This is a genomic window from Brevundimonas sp. (assembly GCF_044239655.1).
Lineage (GTDB): Bacteria > Pseudomonadota > Alphaproteobacteria > Caulobacterales > Caulobacteraceae > Brevundimonas.
This window is the reverse complement of record NZ_JBIIAY010000003.1, coordinates 17,885-43,860: the sequence shown is the minus strand read 5'-3', so window position 1 is coordinate 43,860 and position 25,976 is coordinate 17,885. Positions and strand designations below refer to the sequence as shown.

General features: G+C 66.0%; 25 protein-coding genes. 16 read left to right on the top strand and 9 right to left on the bottom strand.

What is annotated here, in order from left to right:
- Nucleotides 1-6: 6 nt before the first annotated feature.
- From ACILQR_RS00980 to ACILQR_RS00965, 4 genes are read left to right on the top strand one after another with little or no spacing between them, the layout of a single operon-like run.
- Nucleotides 7-1,125 (top strand): MlaE family lipid ABC transporter permease subunit, encoded by a 1,119-nt coding sequence (locus tag ACILQR_RS00980; protein WP_395649660.1) that lies wholly within the window; start codon nt 7-9, stop codon nt 1,123-1,125.
- Nucleotides 1,122-1,925 (top strand): ABC transporter ATP-binding protein, encoded by an 804-nt coding sequence (locus ACILQR_RS00975; RefSeq protein WP_395649659.1) that lies wholly within the window; start codon nt 1,122-1,124, stop codon nt 1,923-1,925. The genes ACILQR_RS00980 and ACILQR_RS00975 overlap by 4 nt, the downstream gene beginning before the upstream one ends.
- A gap of 8 nt (nt 1,926-1,933) precedes the next feature.
- A complete protein-coding gene (locus tag ACILQR_RS00970; RefSeq protein WP_395649658.1) occupies nt 1,934-2,872 on the top strand; it encodes an MlaD family protein in 939 nt (312 codons plus the stop codon).
- On the top strand, nt 2,869-3,498 hold the full coding sequence (locus ACILQR_RS00965) for an ABC-type transport auxiliary lipoprotein family protein (RefSeq protein WP_395649657.1): 630 nt from the start codon (nt 2,869-2,871) through the stop codon (nt 3,496-3,498). Before ACILQR_RS00970 ends, ACILQR_RS00965 begins: the two co-directional genes overlap by 4 nt.
- A gap of 4 nt (nt 3,499-3,502) precedes the next feature.
- Here the strand turns inward: ACILQR_RS00965 and ACILQR_RS00960 are convergent, their stop codons facing one another.
- Entirely contained in the window at nt 3,503-4,327 is an 825-nt protein-coding gene (locus ACILQR_RS00960) for a hypothetical protein (protein WP_395649656.1), read from the bottom strand.
- Nucleotides 4,328-4,503: 176 nt separating this feature from the next.
- On the opposite strand from ACILQR_RS00960, the gene ACILQR_RS00955 reads away from it, so the two are divergent.
- Complete coding sequence (locus ACILQR_RS00955) at nt 4,504-4,980, top strand: hypothetical protein (RefSeq protein ID WP_395649655.1); 477 nt, start codon at nt 4,504-4,506, stop codon at nt 4,978-4,980.
- 18 nt (nt 4,981-4,998) lie between these two features.
- Here the strand turns inward: ACILQR_RS00955 and ACILQR_RS00950 are convergent, their stop codons facing one another.
- On the bottom strand, nt 4,999-5,652 hold the full coding sequence (locus tag ACILQR_RS00950; RefSeq protein WP_395649654.1) for a 3-oxoacid CoA-transferase subunit B: 654 nt from the start codon (nt 5,650-5,652) through the stop codon (nt 4,999-5,001).
- Nucleotides 5,652-6,392, bottom strand: a complete 741-nt coding sequence (locus ACILQR_RS00945) for a CoA transferase subunit A (protein WP_395649653.1) — start codon at nt 6,390-6,392, stop codon at nt 5,652-5,654. Before ACILQR_RS00945 ends, ACILQR_RS00950 begins: the two co-directional genes overlap by 1 nt.
- A 220-nt stretch (nt 6,393-6,612) precedes the next feature.
- Between ACILQR_RS00945 and ACILQR_RS00940 the strand changes: the two genes are divergently transcribed.
- Genes ACILQR_RS00940 through ACILQR_RS00925 form a run of 4 tightly spaced genes read left to right on the top strand, consistent with a single transcriptional unit; the run spans nt 6,613 to nt 10,310 of the window.
- Nucleotides 6,613-7,500, top strand: coding sequence for a DUF459 domain-containing protein (locus tag ACILQR_RS00940; protein ID WP_395649652.1), 888 nt, complete (start codon nt 6,613-6,615; stop codon nt 7,498-7,500).
- Nucleotides 7,497-8,354, top strand: a complete 858-nt coding sequence (locus ACILQR_RS00935) for a GDSL-type esterase/lipase family protein (protein ID WP_395649651.1) — start codon at nt 7,497-7,499, stop codon at nt 8,352-8,354. Before ACILQR_RS00940 ends, ACILQR_RS00935 begins: the two co-directional genes overlap by 4 nt.
- Entirely contained in the window at nt 8,355-9,773 is a 1,419-nt protein-coding gene (locus ACILQR_RS00930) for an MBOAT family O-acyltransferase (RefSeq protein WP_395649650.1), read from the top strand.
- Between the two features lie 18 nt (nt 9,774-9,791).
- Nucleotides 9,792-10,310 (top strand): hypothetical protein, encoded by a 519-nt coding sequence (locus ACILQR_RS00925; RefSeq protein ID WP_395649649.1) that lies wholly within the window; start codon nt 9,792-9,794, stop codon nt 10,308-10,310.
- A 9-nt stretch (nt 10,311-10,319) separates the two neighbouring features.
- Here ACILQR_RS00925 and ACILQR_RS00920 read toward each other — a convergent pair whose 3' ends face one another.
- Complete coding sequence (locus tag ACILQR_RS00920) at nt 10,320-11,375, bottom strand: GSCFA domain-containing protein (protein WP_395649648.1); 1,056 nt, start codon at nt 11,373-11,375, stop codon at nt 10,320-10,322.
- On the bottom strand, nt 11,375-12,274 hold the full coding sequence (locus ACILQR_RS00915) for a WcbI family polysaccharide biosynthesis putative acetyltransferase (protein WP_395649647.1): 900 nt from the start codon (nt 12,272-12,274) through the stop codon (nt 11,375-11,377). Before ACILQR_RS00915 ends, ACILQR_RS00920 begins: the two co-directional genes overlap by 1 nt.
- Before the next feature lie 141 nt (nt 12,275-12,415).
- Between ACILQR_RS00915 and ACILQR_RS00910 the strand changes: the two genes are divergently transcribed.
- Together ACILQR_RS00910 and ACILQR_RS00905 are read left to right on the top strand one after the other, a co-directional pair.
- Complete coding sequence (locus ACILQR_RS00910) at nt 12,416-13,756, top strand: tyrosinase family protein (RefSeq protein ID WP_395649646.1); 1,341 nt, start codon at nt 12,416-12,418, stop codon at nt 13,754-13,756.
- On the top strand, nt 13,753-14,520 hold the full coding sequence (locus ACILQR_RS00905; RefSeq protein WP_395649645.1) for a hypothetical protein: 768 nt from the start codon (nt 13,753-13,755) through the stop codon (nt 14,518-14,520). Before ACILQR_RS00910 ends, ACILQR_RS00905 begins: the two co-directional genes overlap by 4 nt.
- On the opposite strand, the gene ACILQR_RS00900 is transcribed toward ACILQR_RS00905, so the two are convergent.
- The 4 genes from ACILQR_RS00900 to ACILQR_RS00885 all read right to left on the bottom strand — a co-directional run bounded on the left by ACILQR_RS00900 (nt 14,517) and on the right by ACILQR_RS00885 (nt 18,275).
- Nucleotides 14,517-15,359: an HpcH/HpaI aldolase/citrate lyase family protein gene (locus tag ACILQR_RS00900; protein WP_395649644.1), complete on the bottom strand. Its 843-nt coding sequence runs from the start codon at nt 15,357-15,359 to the stop codon at nt 14,517-14,519. The genes ACILQR_RS00905 and ACILQR_RS00900 overlap by 4 nt on opposite strands.
- Before the next feature lie 48 nt (nt 15,360-15,407).
- Nucleotides 15,408-15,578: a hypothetical protein gene (locus ACILQR_RS00895; RefSeq protein WP_395649643.1), complete on the bottom strand. Its 171-nt coding sequence runs from the start codon at nt 15,576-15,578 to the stop codon at nt 15,408-15,410.
- Nucleotides 15,579-15,679: 101 nt separating this feature from the next.
- A complete protein-coding gene (locus tag ACILQR_RS00890; RefSeq protein WP_395649642.1) occupies nt 15,680-17,464 on the bottom strand; it encodes an IlvD/Edd family dehydratase in 1,785 nt (594 codons plus the stop codon).
- Between the two features lie 73 nt (nt 17,465-17,537).
- Nucleotides 17,538-18,275, bottom strand: a complete 738-nt coding sequence (locus tag ACILQR_RS00885) for a FadR/GntR family transcriptional regulator (protein WP_395649641.1) — start codon at nt 18,273-18,275, stop codon at nt 17,538-17,540.
- Between the two features lie 138 nt (nt 18,276-18,413).
- Between ACILQR_RS00885 and ACILQR_RS00880 the strand changes: the two genes are divergently transcribed.
- The 5 genes from ACILQR_RS00880 to ACILQR_RS00860 all read left to right on the top strand — a co-directional run bounded on the left by ACILQR_RS00880 (nt 18,414) and on the right by ACILQR_RS00860 (nt 25,951).
- Nucleotides 18,414-20,843, top strand: coding sequence for a glycoside hydrolase family 3 N-terminal domain-containing protein (locus ACILQR_RS00880; RefSeq protein WP_395649640.1), 2,430 nt, complete (start codon nt 18,414-18,416; stop codon nt 20,841-20,843).
- A gap of 162 nt (nt 20,844-21,005) precedes the next feature.
- On the top strand, nt 21,006-22,166 hold the full coding sequence (locus ACILQR_RS00875; RefSeq protein ID WP_395649639.1) for a fumarylacetoacetate hydrolase family protein: 1,161 nt from the start codon (nt 21,006-21,008) through the stop codon (nt 22,164-22,166).
- A complete protein-coding gene (locus tag ACILQR_RS00870) occupies nt 22,163-22,921 on the top strand; it encodes an SDR family NAD(P)-dependent oxidoreductase (RefSeq protein ID WP_395649638.1) in 759 nt (252 codons plus the stop codon). The genes ACILQR_RS00875 and ACILQR_RS00870 overlap by 4 nt, the downstream gene beginning before the upstream one ends.
- A 48-nt stretch (nt 22,922-22,969) precedes the next feature.
- Nucleotides 22,970-24,403 (top strand): sugar porter family MFS transporter, encoded by a 1,434-nt coding sequence (locus tag ACILQR_RS00865; protein ID WP_395649637.1) that lies wholly within the window; start codon nt 22,970-22,972, stop codon nt 24,401-24,403.
- 105 nt (nt 24,404-24,508) lie between these two features.
- Nucleotides 24,509-25,951, top strand: coding sequence for an aldehyde dehydrogenase family protein (locus ACILQR_RS00860; protein ID WP_395649636.1), 1,443 nt, complete (start codon nt 24,509-24,511; stop codon nt 25,949-25,951).
- Nucleotides 25,952-25,976 lie beyond the last annotated feature (25 nt).

Sequence of the window (25,976 nt, the reverse complement as noted above, 5' to 3'; positions counted from 1 at the left end):
AAGGCGATGAGCACAGCCGATTTCCAGATCGAGGAGGCCGAGGGCGGCAGCGCGCGGCTGCGGCTGACCGGCGACTGGACCACGGCGGGGTTGGGGCGTTCGGCACAATCGCTGAGCGACAAGCTGTCGGGCCGTAAAATTTCCGGTGTCGATCTGAGCGGCCTCGGGCGGTTCGACACGGCGGGCGCCCTGGTGATCGTCCAGGCTTCGGACTGCGTGTTTCCGGCCGACGCCTGGGCCGAGCGGCCCGAGGCGGGCCGGGTCTATGCCATGGTCGAGAAGCTGGAGCGCGAGACCGCGCCGCCGCCGCGTCGGCCCGACCCCTTCACCCAGACCTTTGCCAAGATCGGCCATGGCGTCGCCGACGTCGGGGCCGAGTTCGTCCTGTCCATGGCCTTCCTGGGCCGGTTGATCACCTCGACCGGCACGGCGCTGGCCCATCCCGGACGCATCCGCTGGGCCGCATGGTTCAGCCAGGCCGAGCGGTCGGGACTGGACGCCCTGCCCATCGTGGCGGTGACCAATTTCTTCATCGGCGCCGTCATCGCCTTCCTGGGGGCCAATTTGCTGACCCAGTTCGGGGCCGGGGTGTTCACGGTCCAGCTGGTGGCCGTGGCGGTGCTGCGCGAACTGGCCGTGCTGATTACCGCAATCCTGCTGGCCGGGCGTTCGGCCTCGTCCTTCGCCGCCGAGATCGGATCGATGCGGATGAACCAGGAGGTCGACGCCATGCAGGTGATGGGCGTCAACCCGTTCCAGGCCCTGGTCATTCCCCGGCTGGCGGCCATGGTGCTGATGATGCCCTTGCTGACATTCATAGGCATGGTCGCCGGCTTCTTCGGCGGCCTGCTGGTGACGTGGAGCCAGCTCGATTACGGCCCGGCCTTCTTCATCCAGCGCATCAGCGAGGACCCCAACATGGGCACCCATCTGATGGTCGGGATGATCAAGGCCCCCGTGTTCGCCATCGTCATCGCCGCCATCGGCTGTCGCCAGGGCATGGCGGTGTCGGGCGACGTGGAGAGCCTGGGCCGGCGCGTGACGGCGGCGGTGGTGCAGGCGATCTTCGCCATCATCCTGCTGGACGCCATCTTCGCCCTGGTTTTCCTGGAGCTGAACCTGTGAGCGCGGGACAGGAAGAGGCCATCGGCTCCTATCACGGCGACAACCTGATCGAGGTGCGCGGTCTGCTGAGCCAGTTCGGGGAACAGGTGATCCATCGCGACCTGGACCTGGACGTGAAGCGTGGCGAGGTTCTGGGCGTCGTCGGGGGGTCGGGCACGGGCAAGACCGTGCTGTTGAACTCCATCATCGGGCTGAAACAGCCCGAGGGCGGGACGGTGCGGATATTCGGTCACGACACCGGCGACCTGACGGCGCAGCAGTCGGCCGATATCGAGCGGCGGACGGGGACGCTGTTCCAGCAGGGGGCGCTGTTCTCGTCCCTGACCGTGCTCGAGAACGTGGCATCGCCCCTGGTCGAGCATACGCGCCTGTCCAAGGACACGATCCGCGAACTGGCCGAGATGAAGATCGCGATGGTCGGCCTGAAGCCCGAAAGCCATCATCAGAAGCCGGCCGAGCTGTCGGGCGGGATGAAGAAGCGGGTCGGCCTGGCACGGGCCCTGGCGCTGGACCCAGAGCTGCTGTTCCTCGACGAGCCGACGGCGGGTCTGGACCCGATCGGGGCGGCGGCGTTCGACGCCCTGATCCGCAACCTGTCGGACGATCTGGGGCTGACCGTCTTCATGATTACCCACGACCTCGATAGTCTGTACGCGATCTGCGACAAGGTCGCGGTGCTGGCCGACAAGCGGGTCGTCGAGAAGGCCACGGTGCAGGAGTTGGAGAAATCCGACCATCCGTGGATCAAGGAATACTTCCTGGGGCCGCGTGGACGCGCGGCGACCAAGTCCGCCGCCTGAGGATCGAGATGGAACGAGACGCCCACTACGCCGCCGTCGGCATCGCCACCGTCGCCCTGGTCGCGGCCCTGATCGTGTTCACGATCTGGCTGGCCCGGCTGCAGTTCAACGACGACTACGACGTCTATGACATCGTGTTCTCGGGGCCGGTGAATGGTCTGTCGGAAGGCGGCGAGGTCCATTTCAACGGCATCCGCGTGGGTGAGGTGACCGACCTGAACCTGGATCCCAAGAAGGGCGATCAGGTCATCGCTCGCATCCGCCTGGACGCCACCACGCCCGTTCGCGTGACCTCGCGCGCCCAGCTTGAGCCCCAGGGCATCACTGGCCTGAACTACGTCCAGATCACGCCGGGCACCGAAGGCAGTGCCCTGCTGAAGAGCCAGTACCCCGAGAACGTCATCCCCGTGATCCAGAGCCAGCCGTCGCCGATCGCCGAGCTGCTGAGCGGGTCAGGCACCGTTCTGGCCCAGACGGTGGATGCGCTGAACCGGATCAACCGGGTGCTGTCGGACGACAACATCCGGTCGTTCTCGACCACGCTGAACAATGTGGAGACGATCTCCAACGAGCTGAATGCGCGCAAGGGGATGTTTGACCAGCTGGAACAGGCGCTGACCAAGGCGAACGAGGCCGTCGCCGAGTATCAGGCCCTGGGTGCCGACGCGCGCAGGCTGATCAACACCGACGGTCGCCAGGCCATCCAGAACATCAACAAGGCCACCGAGGAAGCCCAGGCGGCCATCGCCTCGGCCAACCGTTCGGTGAGTTCGCTGGAACGGCCGCTGGGTGATTTTGCCACCACCGGCCTGCCGCAGCTGACCCAGACCATCGAAGAGCTGAACGAGGCGACGGGTTCGCTTCAGGATCTGATCGACGACGTCCGGGCCAGTCCGCGCGACTTCATCGGCCGCCCCGCATCCAAGGAACTGGAGGTCCAGCCATGACCGGCGCATCGTTCACCCGCACGGCCCTCAAACTGGCCTCTGCTTTTGCGTTGACGGCCGCCCTGTCGGGCTGTGCCCTGCTGTCGACGCCCGATCCGGTCCAGACTTACCGGTTCGGGGGCGAGGCGCCGGAGGCGGTCAACTCCGCCGCAGCCGCTCGAACGGTCGCCGTGGCCCTGCGCCGCATCGATTTCCCCGAGGCGTCCAAGGGCGATCGCATCCTGGGCGTCACCGGAACCGAGGCTGCCTATATCGGCGGCGCGCGCTGGATCTCTCCGGCCGAGGTGCTGTTCAACGATGCGCTGGAGGCGACGTTCGCCTCGCGTCCCGATCAGGTCCGCCTGATCGGACGTCGCGAGGTCGGGGCCTCGACCCGGGTGCTCAGCCTGGACGTCACGACGTTCGAGGCGCGGTATGATTATGCCGGCGCGGTGCCGACGGTCGTGATCTCGGCGCGCGCCCGGATGGTGGTTCTGCCCGAACGGTCGGTGACCTCGGAACGGGTGTTCACGGTGCGTCAGCCGGCGGCCGAGAACAGGGTTTCGGCGATCGTGGCGGCCTTCGACGCAGCGACGGGCGACCTTAACACCCAGATTCTGGAATGGACGGCCAGCGAAACCGACTGACGGTTCAGAGCCCTTGCCGGGCCTGTTCCATCCGGCCGTCCTCGCCGATGCGACGCGACCGACCCATCTCGACCTCGCGGACTGCGGCGTCGAGCATGGCCAGGACGGTTTCGCGCGAGGTCGTCAGACGGGCCTGATCCGGGCGGATCGTCTTCGGTTTCCTGACGTGCATGCCCAGGGCCTGGGTCCAGTCGGCGTTCCATTCGATCAGGGCCTCGCAGGCCAGCTTCAACCGATGCAGCGCCTGGGCGTCCGTGTTCTGGATGACTCGGACCGAGGGCAGCAGTCGCAGGGCCGCGTCGCGTGCATCCGCAAGCCGGTGACCGCGCTCGATGAGGTCTGCGGAGCCCGACGGATGCAGGGCCAGGGCCGCGCAAGCGTCCAGATCGAAGGCCGCCGCCCGCATCGCCCCCCACAGGCCGTCGAGAACCTGAGACCGCCGATCCAGGGCACCGACGCGGACCTGAAGGTCGTCGAGGGACTCGCTCAGTGTCCGCGTCGCCTCGGCGAACCGTGCGCGAAAGGCCTTGAGGCGTCTCTTGCGGCTGTCGAACAGTCCGCCCAGACCGCGACGGGTCAGAAGGGCCCGGGGATGCAGCCGGTCGATCCCGGTCCGCAAATGCGCCAGCACGGCCAGGGCCTCGGTCAGCTCTCCGCCGCGCGATTCAGACCGAATGCGGTCGCAGGTCCCGAGGGCGGCCAAGCGGGCCGCCTCGCCGAAGCCTGAGGCGTCGGCCGGCGGACGTAACCCCTCCGCCAACTCGGCCAGACGTGCCGACGCAGGCACAGGCAGGCCCGGCCGCGTGCGGTCGGCGCGTCCCTCGTTCATCGTCGCCCCCGATCCATGCCCGTCTCCCGAGCCGGACTATCGACTGGTCAGGCCGCCGACGACAAGGGGGATCGCCTGCGGGGTGTTGTCGATGTGGCGCTGGACCGAACTGCCCGGATCGTGGATGGGACAACCAGGCCACATTTGGCGGCTGAACAACGCATCAGGACTTGCGCATGGACTTTCTGTTTGCCGCCGCCTTCGCCCTTGCGACCTTTTTCCTACCGCTACAATCGGTTCCTGCACCCGGCCCATTGGAAGGACGCGCTTGCGTCGCGCGGGATCTGGTCGGTGTGTGGCGCAGTCAGTTAGCGCGTGCCGACGAACCCGGCGTGATGGAGTTCTCTGCCATCGCGCCCAACGACTATTTTCGGTTCAAGGCAGACGGCGACTTCATGTATTTCGCGTCGAACCGGGCCCAGACCTCGATTGCGGCGATCGAGGCCGCTCTTGACGATCTCGACCGGCGCGACGGCGTGACCTATCGCACCGAGGTGCTCGACGGCGGTGCCCTGATCATCCACCGCAATGGCAGCCCCTTTCAGGGCTTTACCTGCTCCGTCGGCACACCGAAGGACGGCAAGGCGGTGATGATCTGGACACAGCTCGCCGGCATGCCCGCTGTCCGGCGCGTTCAGGTTCGGCTGGACTGATCGACCTTACGGAGGCGTCTAACCGACCAGCAGCGGCGAGATCGAGTAGGTCGCCTCGGTCTTTGCGGCGACCTCGTCGAGGGTCACGCCCTCGGCCAGTTCGATCAGCTCCAGCCCCGTGCCGTCCGGCTTGACGTCGAACACCGCCAGGTCGGTGATGATGCGGCTGACGACGCCGGTGCCGGTCAGGGGCAGGGTGCAGGACTTCAGCACCTTGGACTGGCCGTGCTTGTTGGCGTGTTCCATGACGACGACGACACGCTTCACGCCGGCGACCAGGTCCATGGCCCCGCCCATGCCCTTCACCAGCTTGCCGGGGATCATCCAGTTGGCGATGTCGCCGTTCTCGGCGACCTCCATGGCCCCCAGGATCGACAGGTTGATGTGGCCGCCCCGGATCATGGCGAAGCTGTCGGCCGAGCTGAAATAGCTGCTTTCGGGGATCTCGGTGATGGTCTGCTTGCCGGCGTTGATCAGGTCGGCGTCGACGTCCTCGTCGAACGGGAAGGGCCCCATGCCGAGCATGCCGTTCTCGGACTGCAGGGTCACCTCGATGCCGGCCGGGATATAGTTGGCCACCAGGGTCGGGATGCCGATACCCAGGTTCACGTAGAAGCCGTCCTGAAGCTCGCGGGCGGCGCGGGCGGCGAGTTGGTCGCGGGTGCGGGCCATTATGCGTTTTCCTTTTTGGCTACCGCTTCGCTACTTGAGCCCGGCTCCCTTTGGGTGATGGTCCGCTGTTCGATACGCTTCTCGAACGTGCCCAGGATGATGCGATCGACGTAGATGCCGGGCGTGTGGATGTTGTCGGGGTCCAGGGTGCCGGTCGGGACGATGTGCTCGACCTCGACGACGCAGGCCTTGCCGGCCGTGGCCATCATCGGGTTGAAGTTGCGGGCGGTCTTGCGGAACACCAGGTTGCCCGCCGCATCGGCCTTCCAGGCCTTGATGATCGACAGGTCGGCGACGAGGCCGGTCTCCATGATGTATTTGCGCCCGTCGAACTCGCGGACTTCCTTGCCCTCGGCGACCAGGGTGCCGACACCGGTGGCGGTGAAGAAGGCCGGGATGCCGGCGCCACCCGCGCGGATGCGCTCGGCCAATGTGCCCTGAGGGTTGAACTCGAGCTGGAGCTCACCGGCCAGATACTGACGCTCGAATTCCTTGTTCTCGCCGACGTAGGACGAGATCATCTTGGCGATCTGGCGCGTCTCCAGAAGCTGGCCGAGGCCGAAGCCATCCACGCCCGCGTTGTTGGAGATGACCGTCAGATCCTTGACGCCCGAGGCCTTCAGCCCCGCGATCAGGTTCTCGGGAATGCCGCACAGGCCAAAGCCGCCGGACATCACCGTCATGCCGTCGAAGGTCAGGCCCTCGAGGGCGGCTGCCGCGTCCGTGAAGATCTTGCGCATCGGCTCCCTTTTTTCATTCTCTGATGAATATCGTCAGTGAGCGGGTCGTAACGCCTGAACACTTGCGGATCAAGGGTCGGCTGCCGCGCAGCAGTATGCACGATCGCAGAACCAGTGCGCCACGGTTAACCTTTTTCTTCGCTCGCGAGGGGCAGGCGGTGGGCGGCGCGGTCAGGCTGGGTTAGACACAGAGGTCGGGGCAAGTCAGGACGTGTGGGGCGTGCGGGCAGGGATCAACTCATTGACGGCGGCGCTGCTGGTCGGCGTGGCGATCGGCTTGGTGCTGACGCCGGACGGCCGCGCGTGGTTGCGCCATCCCACCCTTTTGTTCGGGGCGAGCGCCAATGCCTCGGCCCCGGCGGCGGAGCCCGCGCCTCCGCCGGTCGCGACTGGGCCTGCGCTTCCGGTCGTGACACCGTTGAAGGACCGTCTGGCCCAGCGGCGTGAGTTGCGGGTCGGGGTGTTCGGGGATTCAATGGCCGACGGTCTTTGGACGGGCCTGTATCGCGAACTGAACGGCCAGCCCGGTGTGACGGTGACCAAGTTCAGCGAGGTCTCCACCGGCCTGTCGCGCTATGACTATGTCGATATCCAGGACAAGACGGCGCGACAGATCGCCGAGACGCCGGTCGATGTCGCCGTCATCCTGTTCGGCACCAACGACGCCCAGGGGATCAGCAACGACGGCCAGATCCATGATTTCGGCTCGGCCGGCTGGAAGGTCGCCTACGCCAAACGGGTCGATGATCTGGTCGCCCTGCTGAGGAGCCGGGACGTCATGGTCTATTGGGTCGGGCTGCCGCGCATGAAGCGGGCGTCGTTCGACGGCAAGATGGCTGTGATCAATGAGGTCGTCTCGGCGCGGATGGCCGCGCTGAACGTGCCCTATCTGTCGACCGTGGCCCTGACCTCGGACGCCGAGGGCGATTACGACGCCTATCTGGCGGCGACGGACACGGGTCGGCGACAACTAATGCGGGCCAACGACGGGATCCATATGTCGATGGCCGGTTATCTGAGGATCACCGAGCCGGTCGAGGCGGCGATCCGGCGTGACGCTGGCCTAGTGGCACCGGCAGCCGCTTCGCCCGAGGCCGCAGGGGCGTGATCGGAAGGCTGGGACTTGTCCTGGCGACCTGGGCGCTGGCGATCGGCGCTTTGGCGTCCTCCGGTTCGGCCCAGGAACGGGCGTGGACGCCCCTGCCGTCGTCGGTCAGCCGGACCTGCCCCCAGGGCCTGTGCCAAGCGGACGCCCTGGCTCCGCTGTTCCGCGCTCTCGACGGCCGCTGGGTCGGCCATGTGCGGATCGTCCAGTTCGGTGACAGCCATACGGCCGCCGGCTGGATCACCGCGGCGGTGGAGCGGCGGTTGCGGGCGAGGTTTCCGACGCGGACCATCGACTGGACTCCGGTCGGCGTCTCGGGTGCAACCCTGGCCTTGCTGCCCGAACAGAGACTGCCGGTCGCAGACGCCTATCCCGATCTGATCGTCATCGCCTACGGCACCAACGAGGGGTTCGACGATGCACTCGACCTGGCTGCCTACGAGGCGCTGCTGACGTCGCAGATCCGGCGGTTCCGGATGGAGGTTCCGGCCGCCGCCATCCTGATCCTGGGCGCGCCCGAGGCGATGCGGGGGGAGGGGGGCGGCACGTGTCCCGGTGATGCGGAGGGGCGTTGGCGCACGCCGCAGATGCTGGCGGCCGTTCGCGAGGTCCAGTACCGCACGGCGGCGCTGATGAACGTGGGCTTCTGGGACTGGCGTGGACGGATGGGGGGGGATTGCTCGGCCGACCGGCTGACCCGCGCAGGGGCCTGGGGCGATCCGCTGATGCGCGAGGACCGCGTCCATTTCAACGAGGCGGGTGCCGACTGGCTGGGCGTGCTGCTGTACGAGGATCTGATGACGGCGGGCCGCGCCTGGTACGCGCGCAACCCACAGGCCGCGACGGGCGGGCGCTAGATGCTGTTCCCGACCCTGGCGTTCGGCGTCTTCTTCCTGTTCGTCTATTTCACCGCATGGTCGCTGGACCGGGAGAACGGCCGTCGGAAGCTGTTCCTGCTGCTGGCCAGCTGGTTTTTCTACGCCCAGTGGGACTGGCGGTTCGTGCTGCTGCTGATCGGCTCGGCGGTGCTCAACTGGGGCGTTGCGGCCCTGATCGCGCGCAAGCCGGTCGGTGAAGATGGGTTCAGGATCGGGGCCGGGTGGCTGGTCGCCGCCGGGGTCGTGGCCAACCTGCTGATCCTGGGGGTGTTCAAATACTACGGCTTCTTCGTCGATCAGGCGCTGGAGCTGCTGGCCCGGTTCGGGTGGGAGCGTGACCTGCCGCTGCTGCAGATCGTGCTGCCGGTGGGGATCAGCTTCTTCACCTTCCAGGGCATCAGCTACGTCGTCGATGTGAAACGCGGGAAGACGCCGCCGGCGAAGTCCCTGCTCGACGTCATGCTGCTGATGAGCTTCTTCCCGCATCTGGTGGCCGGGCCGATCGTGCGGGCGTCGGACCTGTTGCCACAATTCGACCGCGTACCGCGCCTGACGCGGGTGATGGCGGTGCATGGCCTGCTGTTGATCGTCTGGGGCCTGTTCAAGAAGACGGTGATCGCATCGGAGCTGTCGGTGCGGCTGGTCGACCCTGTGTTCTTCGATCCGGCGGCCCATTCGGCGCTGGACATCGTGGCGGCCGTCTATGGCTATGCGGTCCAGATCTATTGCGACTTCTCGGCCTATTCGGACATGGCGATCGGGATCGCGGCCCTGCTGGGCTATTCCTTCCCGCGCAATTTCGACCAGCCGTACAGGGCGGCGTCGATGCAGGCCTTCTGGCGGCGCTGGCACATCAGCCTGTCGAGCTGGCTGCGGGACTATCTGTATGTGCCGCTGGGGGGCGGCAAGCGGGGGCTGGTGGCGTCTTGCATCAATGTGATGATTACCATGCTGCTGGGCGGGCTGTGGCACGGGGCGGCCTGGACCTTCATTGCCTGGGGCGCGCTGCATGGCGGTGTGCAGGTCATTGAGCGGCTGGGCAGGGCTGTGCTGGGTAACCGCAGTGTGGTTCCCACCGTCGTCGGGGTGGTCGTCACCTTCCATATCGTCTGCCTGGGGTGGATCCTGTTCCGGTCCGAGACCTTCGGCATGGCGCTTCAGGTGCTGGAGGGCCTGGGTCGGATGGGCCCCGCGACCCTCGTGACGCCGTTCCTCCTGACGCTGATCGTCGGGGGTCTGGCCATGCACTGGTTGCCGCCGCGCGCGATCGAGGGGCTGGCCGAGCGGATGGCGCCGGCACCGTCATTGACCATCGGGGTCCTGATCGGCCTGGGGCTGTTGTTCGTCGAGGCGGTGCGACCCGACGGTGTCCAGCCCTTCATCTATTTTCAGTTCTAGCCCAAGGGAGACGCGAGCGTGACAGACCCGACCGATCCCGACGAGCCCGAGCCCTTCCCTACAGCGATACCGGCATCGCCGTTTCCGCCGAGGGGGCAGGAGATGCAGCCTGTTCCACCGGGTGCCGCCGATCCGCCTTCGGACTGGAACGTCGGGGCCGATGCCCATGACCTGTCTGTCCGCCAGGAGACGGCGCGCCCGAACGCCTTGTTGGCGCTCGGCCGGTTCGCCTTCCCGCCGGGACCGCCGCCGGACGACGAGGGGGTGGCGGCACGCGACCGTCGCTGGACGACCCGCGCCATCGCCTTTGCGACCTTGTTGATGCTGGTGTTCAACGCGGCCTCGATCCAGAACTGGTCACGCCAGCAGCCGCCGGGCTGGATCACATCGACGGTCCAGCAACTGGGCGACGTCTGGTCGGCCCAGCTGACCCAGCTGGGTGCGGATCGGCCGCTACAGGCCGTCCGGGACGCCTGGGTCAGCTTTCAGCGCCTGGGCTTCGATGGGCAGAAGCGGCCGGAAGATACCGCCGTCTGACAGCAGGCCCTAGCGGTAAGCGTCCATCGCCTCTTCGTCGCAGACCACGCCGGGATTGTTGGCGCGGGCGATCAGTTCGGCGGACGGCCGGTTCGTTGCGATGACCTCGGACTCGCCATCGACGTAGTTGGACAGGAACACCCGCATCGCGTGGGCGACGCCGAGGTGGTTCACCTCGCGGTGGTCGGGCTCGTAGTACATTCCGCCAGAGAAACTGCCGTTGAAGATCTCGAACGACGGGAAGTAGTCGACCCAGTCGAAGGCCTTGATGGCCATTTCGGCCACGACCCTGAGCACCGACTTGGAATAGGTGGTCGAGACCAGCACGTTGCGGTTTTCGAACGTCGCGATCAGCGGCACCGGCGACACGGTCAGCAGGACCTTGATGCCCGGGTTGACCTCCTTCAGAGCCTTCAGGAAGGTTTCGAGCTCCTCCCAGACCTCGGGCACGGTGAAGTTGACGAACTCGTACTTGTCCGGATCGCAGTCCCCGGCGACGACGCCCGGGGCCGAGGAATAGACGGAACCGTCGGCTTTCGAGCGCCAGGCCTCGGTCAGGCCAAGGGTGAAGATGAAGACATCCGAGGTCTCGAACATAGTGCGCACGGCGGCCAGATGGGCCTCGCGATCGGCCTTGAGTTCCTCCAGGGTGGCGAAACCGTTCGGTTCGACCTGCTGGCGGAAGACGTCGAAGAACCGGCCGCGCGCGTCCTTCCAGTAGGTCTCTGCGGGTGTGCGGTGCCCGAAGGCCTCGTCGAACAGCTGCCGCAGCTGGGCCGTGGTGTAGATGTTGCCGAACCGGGCAGAAAAGACGCCGTAGTTGTGCGGCAGGCGCTGTTCGGGCTCCAGATGCTCGCCGGCCTCGGGCACATAGTAGTTGAAGCCGATCTGGCGAAGCTTGCGCGAGATGTTCTGGGCGAAACAGCTGCCGGCGGTGGCGACCTTCGAGTTCGGGTCGATCTGGAAGCGCGTCATGACGACCGGGTCCAGCCGATGCGGCTCGGTGCGCGAGATCGACCGGCGCCAGAACTGATGATCGGGAAGGCCGCGGTAGGGATTGCGCATCAAATCAGTCCGCTGACGTGCTCATGCAGCGCTTGATAGCTGTTCATGGGGACCAGGAATGCAGGGTCGAGTTGTTCATAGGTAGCGTAAGACTCGCTCACGAATTCTGCCAAGCTTATTTGGTTGAAAACCAAGTTTCTCTTGAAATTGTAGGATCCTTCGACACCAAGGAATTCTCCAAGCTCCGGGTAAACGGGCCAGCACGGGCCGTTTACCAAGCCGTCGATGGGGCGAAATTCGCTAACCTGTATTTCGATATTCTGCGATATCAAAAAGCACCGAGCGATCTCGTATATAGTCTGAATCTTTGGGTGATCACTGGAGTGCATAAATGATCCATGTCTTCCCCAATGTACAAAACTACTCTCGATATCAATCCCATGGTGTTTAAACAAGGCGATTATGCGTTGTTTTTCTAAGCCCCAATAGTCGAAATACCCGCACTGTTCATATATTTTTGCATTGAAAAGCGAGATGGTATCATTGGCTGACAAGCCACTCTTGTATCCCGAGAATGCGATCATTGAGTGATAGTTGCCCAGAGGCCCGACAACCGTTCCTGATTGTCCGTCAATATAGCAAAGGTCAGGATGATAGGCGGAGAAGGTCAGAGCCGGAAGTCGGGTCAATAGCGGAACATCCGGAAGACGGCCTTCGATCATGTGTTCGACTTCGGGAGCCAGAACGACACGGGTGCAGTCCTGAATCATGGCGTCCCATTTGGGCTGGTCGGCCAGATAGTGCCAGATATCTACTGCGAGCACTGAAAGCCCGCGATTCAGTAGCTGGATGGATGTTGCCAAGCCTGCCGTCTGACAGTTGGAAATGAGTAGCCAGCGTTCCATAGGATTCCACGTGTGATCGCGGCGTGAGTTAGGTCCGATGGTCGCTTGAAGCAAGGATTCGCGCTCGCCTTGGCCACAAGCGATGGCTGGAAAGCGCAGACGTATTCGCGCCCTGCGTTAGCCGACTGGACACATCACGGCGTTTGATGAACGGTCGATGTCTGTGATCGTGATCCCGGGGGGGACAGTATGACCATGAACAGACGGCATGCGCTCGCCGGCGGGCTGACGGCCGGGCTGGGGCTGGGGCTGGGCGGGACCGAGGCCTGGGCCCAGGCGACGTCGCCGCGCGTGCGCCGCGCCGCATCGACACTGACGGCGACCAGCGACGACGTCGTGGCCTTTGCGCAAGGCGTGTCGCTGATGAAGCGCCGCAATGACAACCGGTCGTGGGCCCGCCAGGTCCGGCTGCACCGGGAACAGGCCAAGCACGGCAATGCACTGTTCCTGCCCTGGCATCGGCTCGAGCTGGCCCACCTGGAGCGGATCATCGGGCGGCTGACGGGGCACGGCACCTTTGCGCTGCCTTACTGGGACTGGCAGGGGGATCGCTTCCTGCCCAGCTGGACCACGACGCCGGGGTTGCCGCTATACGAGCGCCAGCGCGCGCCGGGGGCCAACGAGCTCGACTATTCCAAGGCGCGGTGGGCGACCTCACGAAACGTGGCGCGGCTCCAGTCCGACGATTTCGCCACCTTCTGCGGCCGGATGCCGACCGGCGCGGGCTCGGTGGAGGCCTATGGGCACAACCATATCCACGTCCTGGTCGGCGGCCTGATGGGGCGGACCGAGACGGCGGCCCAGGATCCGGTCTTCTGGATGCACCACTGCAATATCGACCGGGTCTGGGCCACCTGGCAGGCCCTGGCACGGCGCACCTATCCCGCCGCCTGGTCCGCCGAGAAGGTCGATGGATATATTGGGCCGAACGGCGAGAACACCGGCACATGGACGGCCGGGCAGGTCGTGGAGACCCGCTCGCTGGGGTACCGATACGACCAGCTCTATCCGTTTCCACTGTTCAGCGTGGCCAGCCAGGGACCGGCAGGGGCGACGACGCGGACGCCGATCGGATCGACCGTCTACAAGCTGAGGGCCGAAGCCAGGCCGGGCGAGAGCGCGATGCGGATCGTGTTTCCGGATGACCTGACCGCGCGGCTGAGGGCGGCCGACGACACGGTGATGATCTCGGGCGTCGGATCGGTGGCCTATGCGATGGACCGACGGCTGCTGGACCGGTCGCTGGAGATCGCCATGACAGGCGGGACGCGGACCCTGGCGCTCGGATCGTCGCCGACCTTCGTGCATCTGGGGATGATGGGCGACGGGTCGATGGCCCACCATGCGATGCCGTATGACGCCTATGCGATCGGCTTCAACTTTGGCGACGAAATTCTGAACCTGGCCCAGCGTACAGAGGGGCCGATCGCGGTCGGTGTGATGGCCGAAGACCTGACGCCTTCAGTACGCCGGCCGCAGGCGCAGGGACGGGTGCTGGAGCTGAACGTGACCCTGACGGACATCCGCTGGTCATGAGTGCCCGACGGCTCCTGACGGTCGCCGTCGCGATCCTCGCCGTGGGCCTGCATGCCTGCGCGACGGTGCAGGAGCAGCAGCCCGCCGGTGCTCCGCCGCCTGCGCCTCCACCCCCGCCGCCGCCCGTGGCCATGGCTGCGCCGCCGCCCCAGGTCGATCTGTGGCCTGAGGGCCGGATTCCGATGTGTTTCGAGGCCGGGGCGGTCGAGGATGACTGGGCCCGCGAACAGGTCCGTGCCGCCGCCGGGGTGTGGGAGGCCCAGGCCGACGTCAAGTTCGACTTCGCCGAGACCTGTAGCGACCCCGAACGCGTCGCCATTCGCATCGTCCACGATCCCGAGATGTTCGCCTCGGCCAGCCACCGGGGCGTCAGCCTTAGAGACGGCGGGCGGATCGTGCTGAATGCCGAATATCTGGTCACCAACCGGTTGTGCGGACCGCGCGGCTATGTCGGGGAGTTCCGCTGCTTCTATGCCGACGCCCTGCATGAACTGGGTCACGCTCTGGGGTTCTCGCACGACCACGTCAGCCCGCGCGCGCCGAACTGTCTCGCGCGTACGACCACGCCCGAGACCATTGCGGCAGGCGAGACCTATTACGATCCGGCCTCGATCATGAACTATTGCAACGCCGACCGCTGGCTGGGTCAGCTGAGCCTCGCCGACATCTGTTCGGTGCGGGCGGCCTATGGCGTGCTGGTCGGAAATCGGCCGACGCGGGCCGACTGCTACGCCCTGGTCGGGGCCGCCCTGCCGGCGCGTTAGACCCGGGCGGCGGCCAGGGTTCGCTGGGCCTGTCGCAGGTGCAATCGCTCGACCATACGGCCGTTCAGCCGGATCGCGCCCTTGTCGGCGTTGGCCGGGTCGGCGAAGGCGTCGACGATGGTCTGTGCTGCCGCGACCTGACGTGCGTCGGGCGTGAAAACGGCGTTGCAGGGCGCGATCTGGGACGGATGGATCAGGGTCTTGCCGTCGAAACCAAACTCAAGGGCCTGTCGCGTCTGGGTCTCGAACCCCTTGAGGTCATCAAGGGTGTTGAAAACCCCGTCCAGGATGATCAGCCCGTGCGCCCGGGCCGCCGCCACCGCCAGCCCCATGGCCCCGACGAAGGGCGCACGCAGGGCGTCGGTCTGGACCCCCATTTCGGCGGCCAGATCGTTGGTGCCCAGCACGAAACCGGCGAGGGAACCGGTTCGGGCCGACGCCGCCATGGCTTCCAGCCGGAACAGGGAAACGGCGGTCTCGATCATGATCCACAGCGGCGTCCCGGCCGGCAGTCGCGCCGTATAGGCCTCTATCGCCGCGACATCGCTGACCTTTGGGGCCAGGATCGCATCGGGGGCCACCTCGGCCAGGGCCGTCAGGTCGTCCTCACCCCAAGGTGTGTCCAGGCCGTTGACACGCACCACAAGTTCGCGCCGCCCGAAGCCGCCGTCGCGCAACGCCGCCACCGCCTGGTCCCGGGCGAGAGACTTGAGATCGGGTGCCACAGCGTCCTCGAGGTCGAGGATCACGACGTCGCAATCCAGCGTCCGCGCCTTCTCGATCGCACGGGCATTGGAGGCGGGCAGGTAGAGGGCGCTGCGGCGGGGGCGATCGGTCATGGGCCAACCTACCGGTCCGGCAGGACCCGGCGCAACGGTGGCCGGTGATCAGCGCTTGAACGTCTCGCCCACGACCCCGGCGTCGGGCCCGTCGGGTCCCGCGCGCTCGGTGGACATCTTGCCGGTTTCCTTCACCGCCTTGTCCGACGTCGAGGCGTCGGGCTTTCCGGCTGGGCTGGCCCCGTTCTTTCGCCGGCCATCGGTCTGTTTGTCGGCCATCACTCGCTCCCTTGTCAGGAGCCGATAGCGGCTGGGGCCAGATCCGGTTCCGAAGTCTAGGGGCCGGGAACCGGCCCGCCGAGGTGACTTCAGCGCGACCCTCAGTGGTTGTCGCGAGGGTTGCCGAACTTGTCGATGATGCGGTGGTATTTGACCGCAGGCTCCAGGACCGCCCCTGTGCCCAGTTGGCCGACCGTGGCCCGTTGCAGCTCCTGCCAGGGAGTCTGGGACGGCGGGATCTTGAACCCTCCGGCCGCATCGAGGGCGGCGCGGCGCGCCGCCAGTTCGGCTTCGTCGATCAGGACGTCCACTCGGCAGGTGTTCAGGTCGACGCGGACGGGGTCACCGGTCCTGAGCAGGGCGAGGTTCCCGCCGGCGGCGGCCTCGGGCGAGGCGTTCAGGATCGAGGGCGAGCCGGAGGTGCCCGACTGGCGGCCGTCGCCAATACAGGCCAGGGCCGTCACGCCCTGTTTGATCAGGTAGGACGGTGGTCGCATGTTCACGACCTCGGCCGCGCCCGGATAGCCGAGGGGCCCCGCGCCGCGCATGAACAGGATGCTCTTCTCGGTGATCCCGGTGGCGGGATCGTCGATCCGGTGGTGGTAATCCTCGGGGCCGTCAAACACGACAGCAGGGCCCTCAAACGCGTTGGGGTCGTCAGGGTTGGCCAGATAGCGCTCGCGGAACTCGGCGGCGATCACGCTGGTCTTCATGATCGCGTTGTCGAACAGGTTGCCGCTGAGCACGAGGAAGCCCGCGTCCTCGACCAGGGGAGCCTCCATGGTCCGGATGACGTCGGGCAGCACGATTTCGGCGTTCCGGCAGTTGTCTCCCATGGTCTTGCCGTTGACCGTCATCGCACCTTCGCGGATCAGGCCCTTGCTCATCAGTTGTGCGACGACGGCGGGGACGCCGCCGGCCTGGTGGAAGTCTTCGCCCAGATAGGTCCCGGCCGGTTGCAGATTGACCAGCAGCGGCACGGCGTGGCCGTGGGTCTGCCACTCCTCGATCGGCAGGTCGACGCCTGAGTGCCGGGCCAGTGCCGTGATGTGGACCGGCGCATTGGTCGAGCCGCCGATGGCGGAGTTGACGACGATGGCATTGTGGAAGGCGTCGGGGGTCAGGATGTCCGAGGGCTTCAGGTCCTCATGGACCATGTCCACGATCCGCTTGCCGGTCAGATAGGCGATCTGCGGCCGCTCACGATAGGGTGCCGGGATGGCGGCCGAGCCGGGCAGGGACATGCCCAGGGCTTCGGCCAGGGAGTTCATGGTCGAGGCCGTGCCCATGGTGTTGCAATAGCCGACCGAGGGGGCCGAGGTGGCGACCAGGTTGATGAAACCCTCATAGTCGAGCTCACCCGCAGCCATCATCTCGCGGGCTTTCCAGATGATGGTGCCGGAGCCGATCCGTTCGCCCTTGAGCCAGCCGTTCAGCATGGGCCCGACCGACAGGGCGATGGCCGGGATGTCTACGGTGGCGGCCGCCATCAGACAGGCCGGGGTGGTCTTGTCGCAGCCGATGGTCAGGACGACGCCGTCCAGCGGGTAGCCGTACAGGAGCTCGACCAGACCCATGTAGGCGAGATTGCGGTCAAGTCCGGCGGTCGGGCGCTTGCCCGTTTCTTGGATCGGGTGAACCGGGAATTCCAGGGCGATGCCGCCCTGTTCGCGGATGCCCTCGCGAACCCGCTTGGCCAGTTCGATGTGGTGGCGATTGCAGGGGCTGAGGTCGGAGCCGGTCTGGGCGATGCCGATGATCGGCTTGCCCGAGCGCAGCTCTTCCAGCGTCAGCCCGTAGTTCAGGTACCGCTCCAGATAGAGGGCGGTCATGTCCGGGTTTTCCGGGTTGTCGAACCAGGCGCGTGAACGCAGCGGTTTAGCCATAGCGATTCTCTGAGTGGATTTACTCAGACAATTAGCGAAGCTTCTTTAGCTTGGCAAGTAATTGCTACCGGTGTCATCGCTCATTCATGGCACCGGCGGTCTGAGCCAGGGCGTGGTTTACCAGAGCCTCCATGGCCGCATGGGCTTCTTCGGCGTCTCCGGCGGCGACCGCATCATAGACCCGCCAGTGCTCCGGCATGGGGTCAGGTGGCAGGCGGCGCTTGCGCTGCTTGTAGTGGGTGGTCCAGCGAACGCCGGCTCCGATGGTCGACGCCAGGCTGATCAGCGGCGGGTTGCCGGTGGCGATCAGCAGGGCCTGGTGGAAGTCCCTGTCGGCCGACTGGCCCGCCTCGGTCTTGAGTGTGAGGCGCTCCATGTCGTTGAGCGCCTTCCTCATCTGGGTGAGCTGTTCGGTCGTCCGGCGCTTGGCGGCCAGGGCGGCGGCGGCGGGTTCGACGATCAGGCGCAGTTCGAACAGGCCGTCGACCATGACGCGACTGGGCTCGCTCTCGAAGAACCAGGCCAGCACATCGGGATCCAGCAGGTTCCACCGCTCCATCGGGAGGACGCGCGTGCCCGTCCGGGGCCGGCTTTCAACCAGGCCCTTGGCGGCCAGGATGCGGATGGCCTCGCGATAGGCGCTGCGGGACACCTTCAGCCGTTCGCTGAATTCGATCTCATTAGCCAGGATTTCTCCGGGCGGACAGCGGCCTGAAACGATCGCGGTCCCCAGATCGCGAGCGATGGCTCCATGAAGGCGTCCCTGGCCGGACGTGGGTCGGGTGAAGGCGGGCTTTGTCGTGGGAGGCATGATGGCGTCCATTCTATCACAGCCTTCTACAGGATTTCCGCCGACGGCGACCATTGACCGGATACCGAAATGCGCTCTATCGTCATGTTAGCGCTATCATCACCGGGGCAACCGGTGAGTAAACAGGGAAGAGACGAGATGACCGACGTGACCGGTAAACAGATGACGCTTGGTCGTCGCACGCTGCTGGCCAGTTTCGCGTCTGCGCTCGCACTCTCACAGATGCCTGGTGTCGCGAGGGCCCAGAGCCTGGCCAGGCCGGATGCGGACGCCTTGTACCGTGACCCGAATCAACCGGTCGACCGTCGCGTCGAGGATCTGCTTCAGCGTATGACGCTGGAAGAGAAGGTCGCCCAGATGGTCGGTATCTGGGAGACCAAGGGGCTGATCCAGAACCCGGCCGGCGACTTTGACCCGGCCAAGGCGACGACGGCGTTTCCAAACGGGCTCGGCCAGATTTCCCGGCCTCAGGACAAGCGCGGTGTCGATCCGACCCTGAACGGTGCTGCCGGGGCCGCCGGGGACGCGGTCAACCGCACCGGTCGCGAAACGGCCGACTATGCCAATGCCGCCCAGAAATGGGCCGTCGAGAACACCCGGCTGGGCATCCCGCTGATCCTGCATGAGGAAGCCTTGCATGGTTATGTGGCGCGCGGCGCCACCAGCTTCCCCCAGTCGATCGCCCTGGCCAGCACCTGGGATCCGGCTCTGCTGACGCGCGTGTTCAGTGTCGCGGCCCGCGAGATGCGGGCGCGGGGTGCGCAACTGGCCCTGGCTCCGGTCGTCGACGTCGCGCGCGATCCGCGCTGGGGCCGCATCGAGGAGACTTACGGCGAGGATCCGCATCTGGTGGCCGAGATGGGTCTGGCGGCGATTCGCGGCTTCCAGGGCGACACCCTTCCGCTCGCGCCCGACAAGGTCTTCGTCACGCTCAAGCACATGACCGGCCATGGGCAGCCCGAGAACGGCACGAACGTGGGGCCTGCGAACATCTCGGAGCGGACGCTGAGGGAGAATTTCTTCCCGCCGTTCGAGCGCGCCGTCACCGAACTGCCCGTCATGGCGGTCATGGCGTCGTACAACGAGATCGACGGCCTGCCTTCGCACGCCAACCGCTGGCTCCTGCATGACGTGCTGCGCGAGGAGTGGGGGTTCGACGGTGCCGTCGTGTCCGACTATTTCGCGGTGCGCGAACTGAACACCCGCCACAAGATGTTTGCCTCCATCGAGGAGGCCGCGATGCGGGCTCTCGACGCCGGCGTGGACATGGAGCTTCCTGACGGGGAGGGCTACAACAAGCTGCCGGGGCTGGTTCAGTCGGGCAAGGTCGATATCGCCGCGATCGACGACGCCGTGCGACGCGTCCTCAAGATGAAATTCCTGTCCGGCGCATTCGAGAAACCCTACGTCGACGCCCGACGCGCCGATGCCCTGACAGCGACGCCGGACGCGGTGGCCCTGGCCCGCGAGGCGGCGGCCAAGGCGATGGTCCTGCTCAAGAACGAGGGCAATGTACTGCCTCTGGATCCGTCGAAGATCACCCGCATGGCGGTGCTGGGGACCCACGCGCGCGACACGCCGATCGGTGGATACAGCGACGTTCCGGCCCATGTCGTCAGCGTGCTCGAAGGCATCCAGGCTCAGGCCGGCGGCCGGTTCGCCGTCGACTATGCCGAAGCGGTGCGGATCACCGAGAGCCGGTCTTGGAGCGCGGACAAGGTCGATCTGGTCGACCCCGAAGTGAATGCCGGCCTGATCCGCGAGGCGGTCGCCACGGCACGCAACGCCGACGTCATCGTCATGGTGCTGGGCGACAACGAACAGACCAGCCGCGAGGCCTGGGCCGATGAACACCTGGGCGATCGTGATTCGCTCGAGCTGATCGGCCAGCAGAACGATCTCGCCCGCGAAATCTTCGCCCTGAACAAACCGACGATCGTCGTCCTGCTGAACGGGCGGCCTCTGTCGGTGAATTTCGTCGCCGAGAACGCCGATGCCCTGATCGAGGGTTGGTACCTGGGTCAGGAGACCGGCCACGCCGTCGCCGACGCCCTGTTCGGCAAGGTCAATCCGGGCGGCAAGCTGCCGGTCTCGATTGCCCGGACGGTGGGGCAGTTGCCGATCTTCTACAACTACAAGCCGACGGCGCGCCGGGGCTATCTGTTCGACGAGACGACGCCCCTGTTCCCGTTCGGTTTCGGCCTGTCCTACACGACCTTCGATGTGTCGGCGCCGCGTCTGGCGAAGGCCACGATCGGACGGTTCGAGAAGGTCCGGGTCGAGGTCGACGTCACCAACACGGGCGCGCGCGCAGGGGACGAAGTCGTCCAGCTCTACGTCCGAGACGATCATGCGTCCGTCACCCGTCCGGTGCTTGAGCTCAAGCATTTCGAGCGCGTGAGCCTGGCACCTGGAGCCAAGACGACGGTGACGTTCGAACTGACGCCGCGCGACCTGTCCTTCTGGAACATCGACATGGAGCGGGTGGTCGAGCCGGGCACCTTCACCATCAGCGCTGGGTCGAACTCGGTCGATCTGAAGACCGCGACGCTGACCGTCGCCGCCTGACCGAACCAGACGTCGGAGCCGGGGCCTGTTCGCGAAAGCGGGCATGTCAGACGGCTCCGACGTCGACGCGATGTGCCCGAGATCGCTTGACACCGGGAGCAGGCGAGTCGAATGTGGTAGCGCTAACAAGAAAGACCGAGCTGCAAGCTCCGGCGGGGGACCATGACCAGAATCGTTGACTATCTGCCCGCCGACTGGCGCGACGCCTTGCTTCTGGGCCGGCTGGAGCTGCCGGAAGGCCCGACGCCCATCCTCGTGCGAGGCGGGCGTGTTCTCGACATCTCGCAATTCGCGGCGACCACGGCGGATGCCGCCGCCATGGCCGACCTGCGAACCGCGACGGGACCCGACCTGGGGGCTCTGGACGAGATGGAATTCGCGGTCGCGTGGGACGATGCCTCCGCCGGCGGCATGAAGCTGCTGTCGCCGCTCGACCTGCAATGCGTGAAGGCCTCGGGCGTGACCTTCGCGGTTTCCGCCGTCGAGCGCGTGATCGAGGAACGGGCGCGGGGCGATGCCGGCCGTGCCCAGGAAATCCGCAGCCAGCTGGCCGAACGAGTCGGCGCCGATCTGTCGGCGGTGAAGCCGGGTTCCGACCAGGCGATGGCGCTCAAGGACGCCCTGATCGCGGACGGCCTGTGGTCGCAGTATCTGGAAGTCGCGATCGGCAAGGACGCCGAAATCTTCACCAAGGCACCGGTGCTGTCGTCCGTCGGCTGGGGTGACTGGGTCGGGGTTCGGTCCGACAGCGCCTGGAACAATCCGGAGCCGGAAGTCGTCGTGGTCTGCGACGCCACGGGCCGCCCGGTGGGCGCGGCGCTCGGCAACGACGTCAACCTGCGTGACATCGAGGGACGCAGCGCCCTGTTGCTGGGCAAGGCCAAGGACAACAATGCGTCGGCGGCCCTGGGGCCTTTCATTCGACTGTTCGACGACGGTTTCAGCCTGGACGACGTGCGCAACGCCGTCGTCTCGCTGGAGGTCACGGGCGACGACGGGTTCGTGATGACGGGGGCCAGTTCGATGAACCTGATCAGCCGCGACCCGCTGGACCTGATCGGCCAGACGGTCGGCAAGACGCACCAGTATCCGGACGGTTTCGCCCTCTATCTGGGGACCATGTTCGCGCCGATCCAGGATCGCGACGCGCCGGGCCAGGGCTTCACCCACCACATCGGAGACCGGGTCAGGGTCTCGTCGCCGCGTCTCGGCGTTCTCGAGAACAAGGTGACGACCTGCGATCAGGCCCCGCCCTGGACCCTTGGCGTCTCGGGTCTGATGCGCAATCTCGCCGCTCGCGGCCTTCTGGGAACCGCCGTATGAGCCGTGCCATCTATCCGTCGCTGAAGGACCGTCTGGTCGTAATAACGGGCGGCGGCTCCGGCATCGGTGCCGGGCTGACCGAAGCGTTTGCGCGCCAGGGCGCGCGGGTCGTGTTCCTGGATGTCGCCGAGGTGGACTCGCAGGCGCTGGCCAGCGAACTGGCCACCCTCACGCCGGCACCGCGCTTCATGCTCTGTGATCTGAAGAACCTGTCGGCGCTCAAATCCACGCTCGCCGAGATCATCGAAGAGTACGGACCGGTCGATATCCTGCTGAACAATGCGGCGAACGACGATCGCCACAGCCTGACCGAGGTGACGCCGGAATACTGGGACGACCGGATCGCGGTGAACCTTCGCCACCTGTATTTCGCGGCCCAGGCCGTGGCCCCGGGGATGCGCGAACGAGGCAGTGGTGTGATCCTGAACCTGGGGTCGATCAGCTGGCATCTGGGCCTGCCGGACCTGTCGCTCTACGAGACCGCCAAGGCCGGGATCGAGGGGATGACGCGGGCCCTGGCTCGCGAACTGGGCGTCGATGGCATTCGCGTCTCCTGCATCGTGCCGGGCAACGTCAAAACCCCGCGTCAGATGAAATGGTACACGCCCGAAGGCGAAGCCGAGATCGTCGCCGCGCAATGCCTGAAGGGTCGGCTGGAGCCGCAGGACGTTGCTGCACTCGCGCTGTTCCTGGCGTCAGACGATGCACGTTTGATTACAGGGCATGAGTATTTCGTAGACGCCGGCTGGCGCTGAGGCGACGATCAATCCGGGCCAAAAGAGCCCATCGGGAGGATAACGACTATGGCTGGACCAACAGGGGGGCTTTCGGAGCCGACCAGCGCGGGCATGGACCGCGTCAATCTGGGCTTCATCATCGCCATCGTGGCGGTCGCGACGATCGGCGGACTGCTGTTCGGCTATGACAGTGGTGCCGTGAACGGCACGCAAGCGGGCTTGCAGGCCGCGTTCAACCTCGATGCCACGGGCCTCGGCTTTACCGTCGGCTCGCTGCTGATCGGTTGTGCTGTCGGGGCTTTCTTCGCCGGGCGACTGGCCGACATGGTCGGGCGGCGAACCGTCATGATCATGGCCGCGGTGCTGTTCCTCATCGGCGCGCTGATCCAGGGCTTCACCGACGTTCATGCGCTCTTCGTCGCCGCGCGCTTCGCCGGCGGCATGGCCGTGGGCGCCGCCAGCGTGCTGTCGCCGCTGTATATTTCGGAAGTTGCACCTGCCAATATCCGGGGCCGGATGAGCACGGTCCAGCAGGTGATGATCATCACCGGCCTGACCGCCGCCTTCCTGGTCAACTATTTCCTGGCCCAGTCGGCCGGGAGCAGCCTGGGCGAAATCGCCGGTGCCTCGGCCTGGCGTTGGATGTACCTGGCCCAGGCCGTACCCGCCGCCGTCTTCCTCGGTGCCCTGTTCCTGATCCCGGAGAGCCCTCGTTATCTGGTGATGCGCGGCAAGGACGAAGCGGCGCGCACGGTGCTGAACAAGCTGTTCGACGCCGAGGCGGCCGACCGCAAGCTGGGTGAAATCAAGGCCAGCTTCGACAAGGGCCACAAGCCCAGCTTTGCCGACGTCATGTCCAAGAAGACGCTGTTCCGCCCGATCGTCTGGGCCGGCATCATGCTCGCGACATTCCAGCAGTTCGTCGGCATCAACATCATCTTCTACTACGGCGAGACGCTTTGGCGCCTGGCCGGCGTGTCCGAAGAAGTCGCGCTGGAACGCAATATCCTGTCCGGTGCCGTGTCCATCGCGGCCGTGCTGGTCGCCCTGGCCGTGATCGACAAGGTCGGACGCAAGCCCCTGCTGCTGATCGGTTCGACCGGCATGGCGGTGACGCTCGCCGCGATGACCTGGGCGTTCAGCGGTGCCAGCGCAGACGCTGCCGGAAACCTCGCTCTGAGTGACACGGCAGGCCTTACCGCCCTGGTCGCGGCCAACCTGTATGTGATCTTCTTCAACTTCAGCTGGGGCCCGGTCATGTGGGTCATGCTGGGTGAGATGTTCCCGAACCAGATGCGTGGCTCGGCCCTGGCCGTGGCAGGTCTGGCCCAGTGGGGCGCCAACTATCTGGTGGTCCAGAGCTTCCCTGCGCTGGCCGACGGCATCGGCCTGGCCGGGACCTACGCCCTCTACACGGCATCGGCCGTGATCAGCATCTTCCTTGTCCGCTCCTTCATCCAGGAGACGAAGGGCAAGGAGCTCGAAGATATGCAGGGCTGAGCCGACAATCGATGCGTCCGGCCGCGCGATCCATGCCAGTTCGGCATTCGCGTGGCCGGGCGGCCACCCTACATAGATGACGAACCTCTCCCCAAGGATACGACCATGACCGACACCCTCGACCTCGCCCACTGGATCAACGGCGAGAAGGTCAATGCAGATCGACCCGGCGAGAGCCACAACCCGTCCAACACCAACGAGATCATCGCCCGCACGCCCAAGGGCGGAGCGGCCGAGGTCGATCTGGCCGTCGCGGCGGCCAAGGCGGCCTTTGAATCGTGGTCCGAAGCCTCGCCCGAGGTGCGGTCCGACATCCTCGACAAGGCGTCGAACATCCTGATGGAGCGCCGCGAACAGGTCGGGCGGCTGCTGTCGCGCGAAGAGGGCAAGACCCTGGCCGAGGGGATCGGCGAGACGGCGCGGGCCGCCCGCATTCTGAAGTATTTCGCCGGCGAGGCCCTGCGCATCCACGGCCAGAACATGCTGTCGACGCGGCCGGGTGTGGAGATCCAGACCTATCGCCAGCCGGTCGGCGTGTTCGGCCTGATTACGCCTTGGAACTTCCCGATCGCCATCCCGGCCTGGAAGATCGCGCCCGCCATCGCCTTCGGCAATACGGTCGTCATCAAGCCGGCGGGTCCGACCCCGGCGACTGCCGAGGCCCTGATCGCCATCCTGCATGAGGCGGGCCTGCCCGCCGGCGTGGTCAATATGGTCATCGGCGACGGCGACGTCGGCCGCGCCATCGTGGCCCACAAGGACATCGACGGCATCTCCTTCACAGGCTCGCAAGGGGTCGGCCAGGGCGTGGGCAAGGGTGCCATGGAACGCCAGGCCCGGGTCCAGCTCGAGATGGGCGGCAAGAATCCGCTGGTCGTTCTCGACGATGCCGATCTGGACCGCGCCGTGGCCATCGCGCTGGACGGCTCCTTCTTCGCCACGGGCCAGCGCTGTACGGCGTCCAGCCGCCTGATCGTCCAGGACGGCATCCACGATCGCTTCGTCGAGGCCTTGGGGGAAAAGGTCCGTGCCCTGAAGGTCGGCGACGCCCTGGATCCCTCGACCCAGATGGGTCCGGCGGTGTCCGAGAGCCAGATGGAGACCAGCTACAAATACATCGACATCGCCCGTTCGGCCGGTGGGCGGATCGTCACCGGCGGCAACCGTCTGAACCTCGACAATCCGGGTTGGTACGTCCAGCCGACCCTGATCGCCGACACGTCCCCCGACGCCGTGATCAACACCGAAGAAGTGTTCGGCCCGGTCGCCTCGACCATCCGCGTCAAGAGCTATGACGAGGCCCTGGAGATCGCCAATGGGGTCGAGTTCGGCCTGTCGGCCGGGATCGCCACGACATCGTTGAAGTATGCGCGGGACTTCCAGCGTCGCTCCAAGGCCGGGATGGTGATGGTCAACCTGGCCACTGCGGGCGTCGACTATCATGTCGGGTTCGGCGGATCCAAGAAGTCCAGCTACGGTGCGCGCGAGCAGGGCTACAACGCCGCCGAGTTCTTCACGCAGCACAAGACCGCCTACAGCTGGAGCTGATCGCCGGCTCCAGAGTTGGGTTGTA

What these genes read in the sequence shown, in the direction of transcription:
- ACILQR_RS00980 (WP_395649660.1), top strand. Translation starts at nt 7, where the DNA reads ATGAGCACAGCCGATTTCCAGATCGAGGAGGCCGAGGGCGGCAGCGCG.
- ACILQR_RS00970 (WP_395649658.1), top strand. Translation starts at nt 1,934, where the DNA reads ATGGAACGAGACGCCCACTACGCCGCCGTCGGCATCGCCACCGTCGCC.
- ACILQR_RS00965 (WP_395649657.1), top strand. Translation starts at nt 2,869, where the DNA reads ATGACCGGCGCATCGTTCACCCGCACGGCCCTCAAACTGGCCTCTGCT.
- ACILQR_RS00960 (WP_395649656.1), bottom strand. Translation starts at nt 4,327, where the DNA reads ATGAACGAGGGACGCGCCGACCGCACGCGGCCGGGCCTGCCTGTGCCT.
- ACILQR_RS00955 (WP_395649655.1), top strand. Translation starts at nt 4,504, where the DNA reads ATGGACTTTCTGTTTGCCGCCGCCTTCGCCCTTGCGACCTTTTTCCTA.
- ACILQR_RS00950 (WP_395649654.1), bottom strand. Translation starts at nt 5,652, where the DNA reads ATGGCCCGCACCCGCGACCAACTCGCCGCCCGCGCCGCCCGCGAGCTT.
- ACILQR_RS00945 (WP_395649653.1), bottom strand. Translation starts at nt 6,392, where the DNA reads ATGCGCAAGATCTTCACGGACGCGGCAGCCGCCCTCGAGGGCCTGACC.
- ACILQR_RS00930 (WP_395649650.1), top strand. Translation starts at nt 8,355, where the DNA reads ATGCTGTTCCCGACCCTGGCGTTCGGCGTCTTCTTCCTGTTCGTCTAT.
- ACILQR_RS00920 (WP_395649648.1), bottom strand. Translation starts at nt 11,375, where the DNA reads ATGCGCAATCCCTACCGCGGCCTTCCCGATCATCAGTTCTGGCGCCGG.
- ACILQR_RS00910 (WP_395649646.1), top strand. Translation starts at nt 12,416, where the DNA reads ATGAACAGACGGCATGCGCTCGCCGGCGGGCTGACGGCCGGGCTGGGG.
- ACILQR_RS00905 (WP_395649645.1), top strand. Translation starts at nt 13,753, where the DNA reads ATGAGTGCCCGACGGCTCCTGACGGTCGCCGTCGCGATCCTCGCCGTG.
- ACILQR_RS00900 (WP_395649644.1), bottom strand. Translation starts at nt 15,359, where the DNA reads ATGACCGATCGCCCCCGCCGCAGCGCCCTCTACCTGCCCGCCTCCAAT.
- ACILQR_RS00895 (WP_395649643.1), bottom strand. Translation starts at nt 15,578, where the DNA reads ATGGCCGACAAACAGACCGATGGCCGGCGAAAGAACGGGGCCAGCCCA.
- ACILQR_RS00890 (WP_395649642.1), bottom strand. Translation starts at nt 17,464, where the DNA reads ATGGCTAAACCGCTGCGTTCACGCGCCTGGTTCGACAACCCGGAAAAC.
- ACILQR_RS00885 (WP_395649641.1), bottom strand. Translation starts at nt 18,275, where the DNA reads ATGCCTCCCACGACAAAGCCCGCCTTCACCCGACCCACGTCCGGCCAG.
- ACILQR_RS00880 (WP_395649640.1), top strand. Translation starts at nt 18,414, where the DNA reads ATGACCGACGTGACCGGTAAACAGATGACGCTTGGTCGTCGCACGCTG.
- ACILQR_RS00875 (WP_395649639.1), top strand. Translation starts at nt 21,006, where the DNA reads ATGACCAGAATCGTTGACTATCTGCCCGCCGACTGGCGCGACGCCTTG.
- ACILQR_RS00870 (WP_395649638.1), top strand. Translation starts at nt 22,163, where the DNA reads ATGAGCCGTGCCATCTATCCGTCGCTGAAGGACCGTCTGGTCGTAATA.
- ACILQR_RS00865 (WP_395649637.1), top strand. Translation starts at nt 22,970, where the DNA reads ATGGCTGGACCAACAGGGGGGCTTTCGGAGCCGACCAGCGCGGGCATG.
- ACILQR_RS00860 (WP_395649636.1), top strand. Translation starts at nt 24,509, where the DNA reads ATGACCGACACCCTCGACCTCGCCCACTGGATCAACGGCGAGAAGGTC.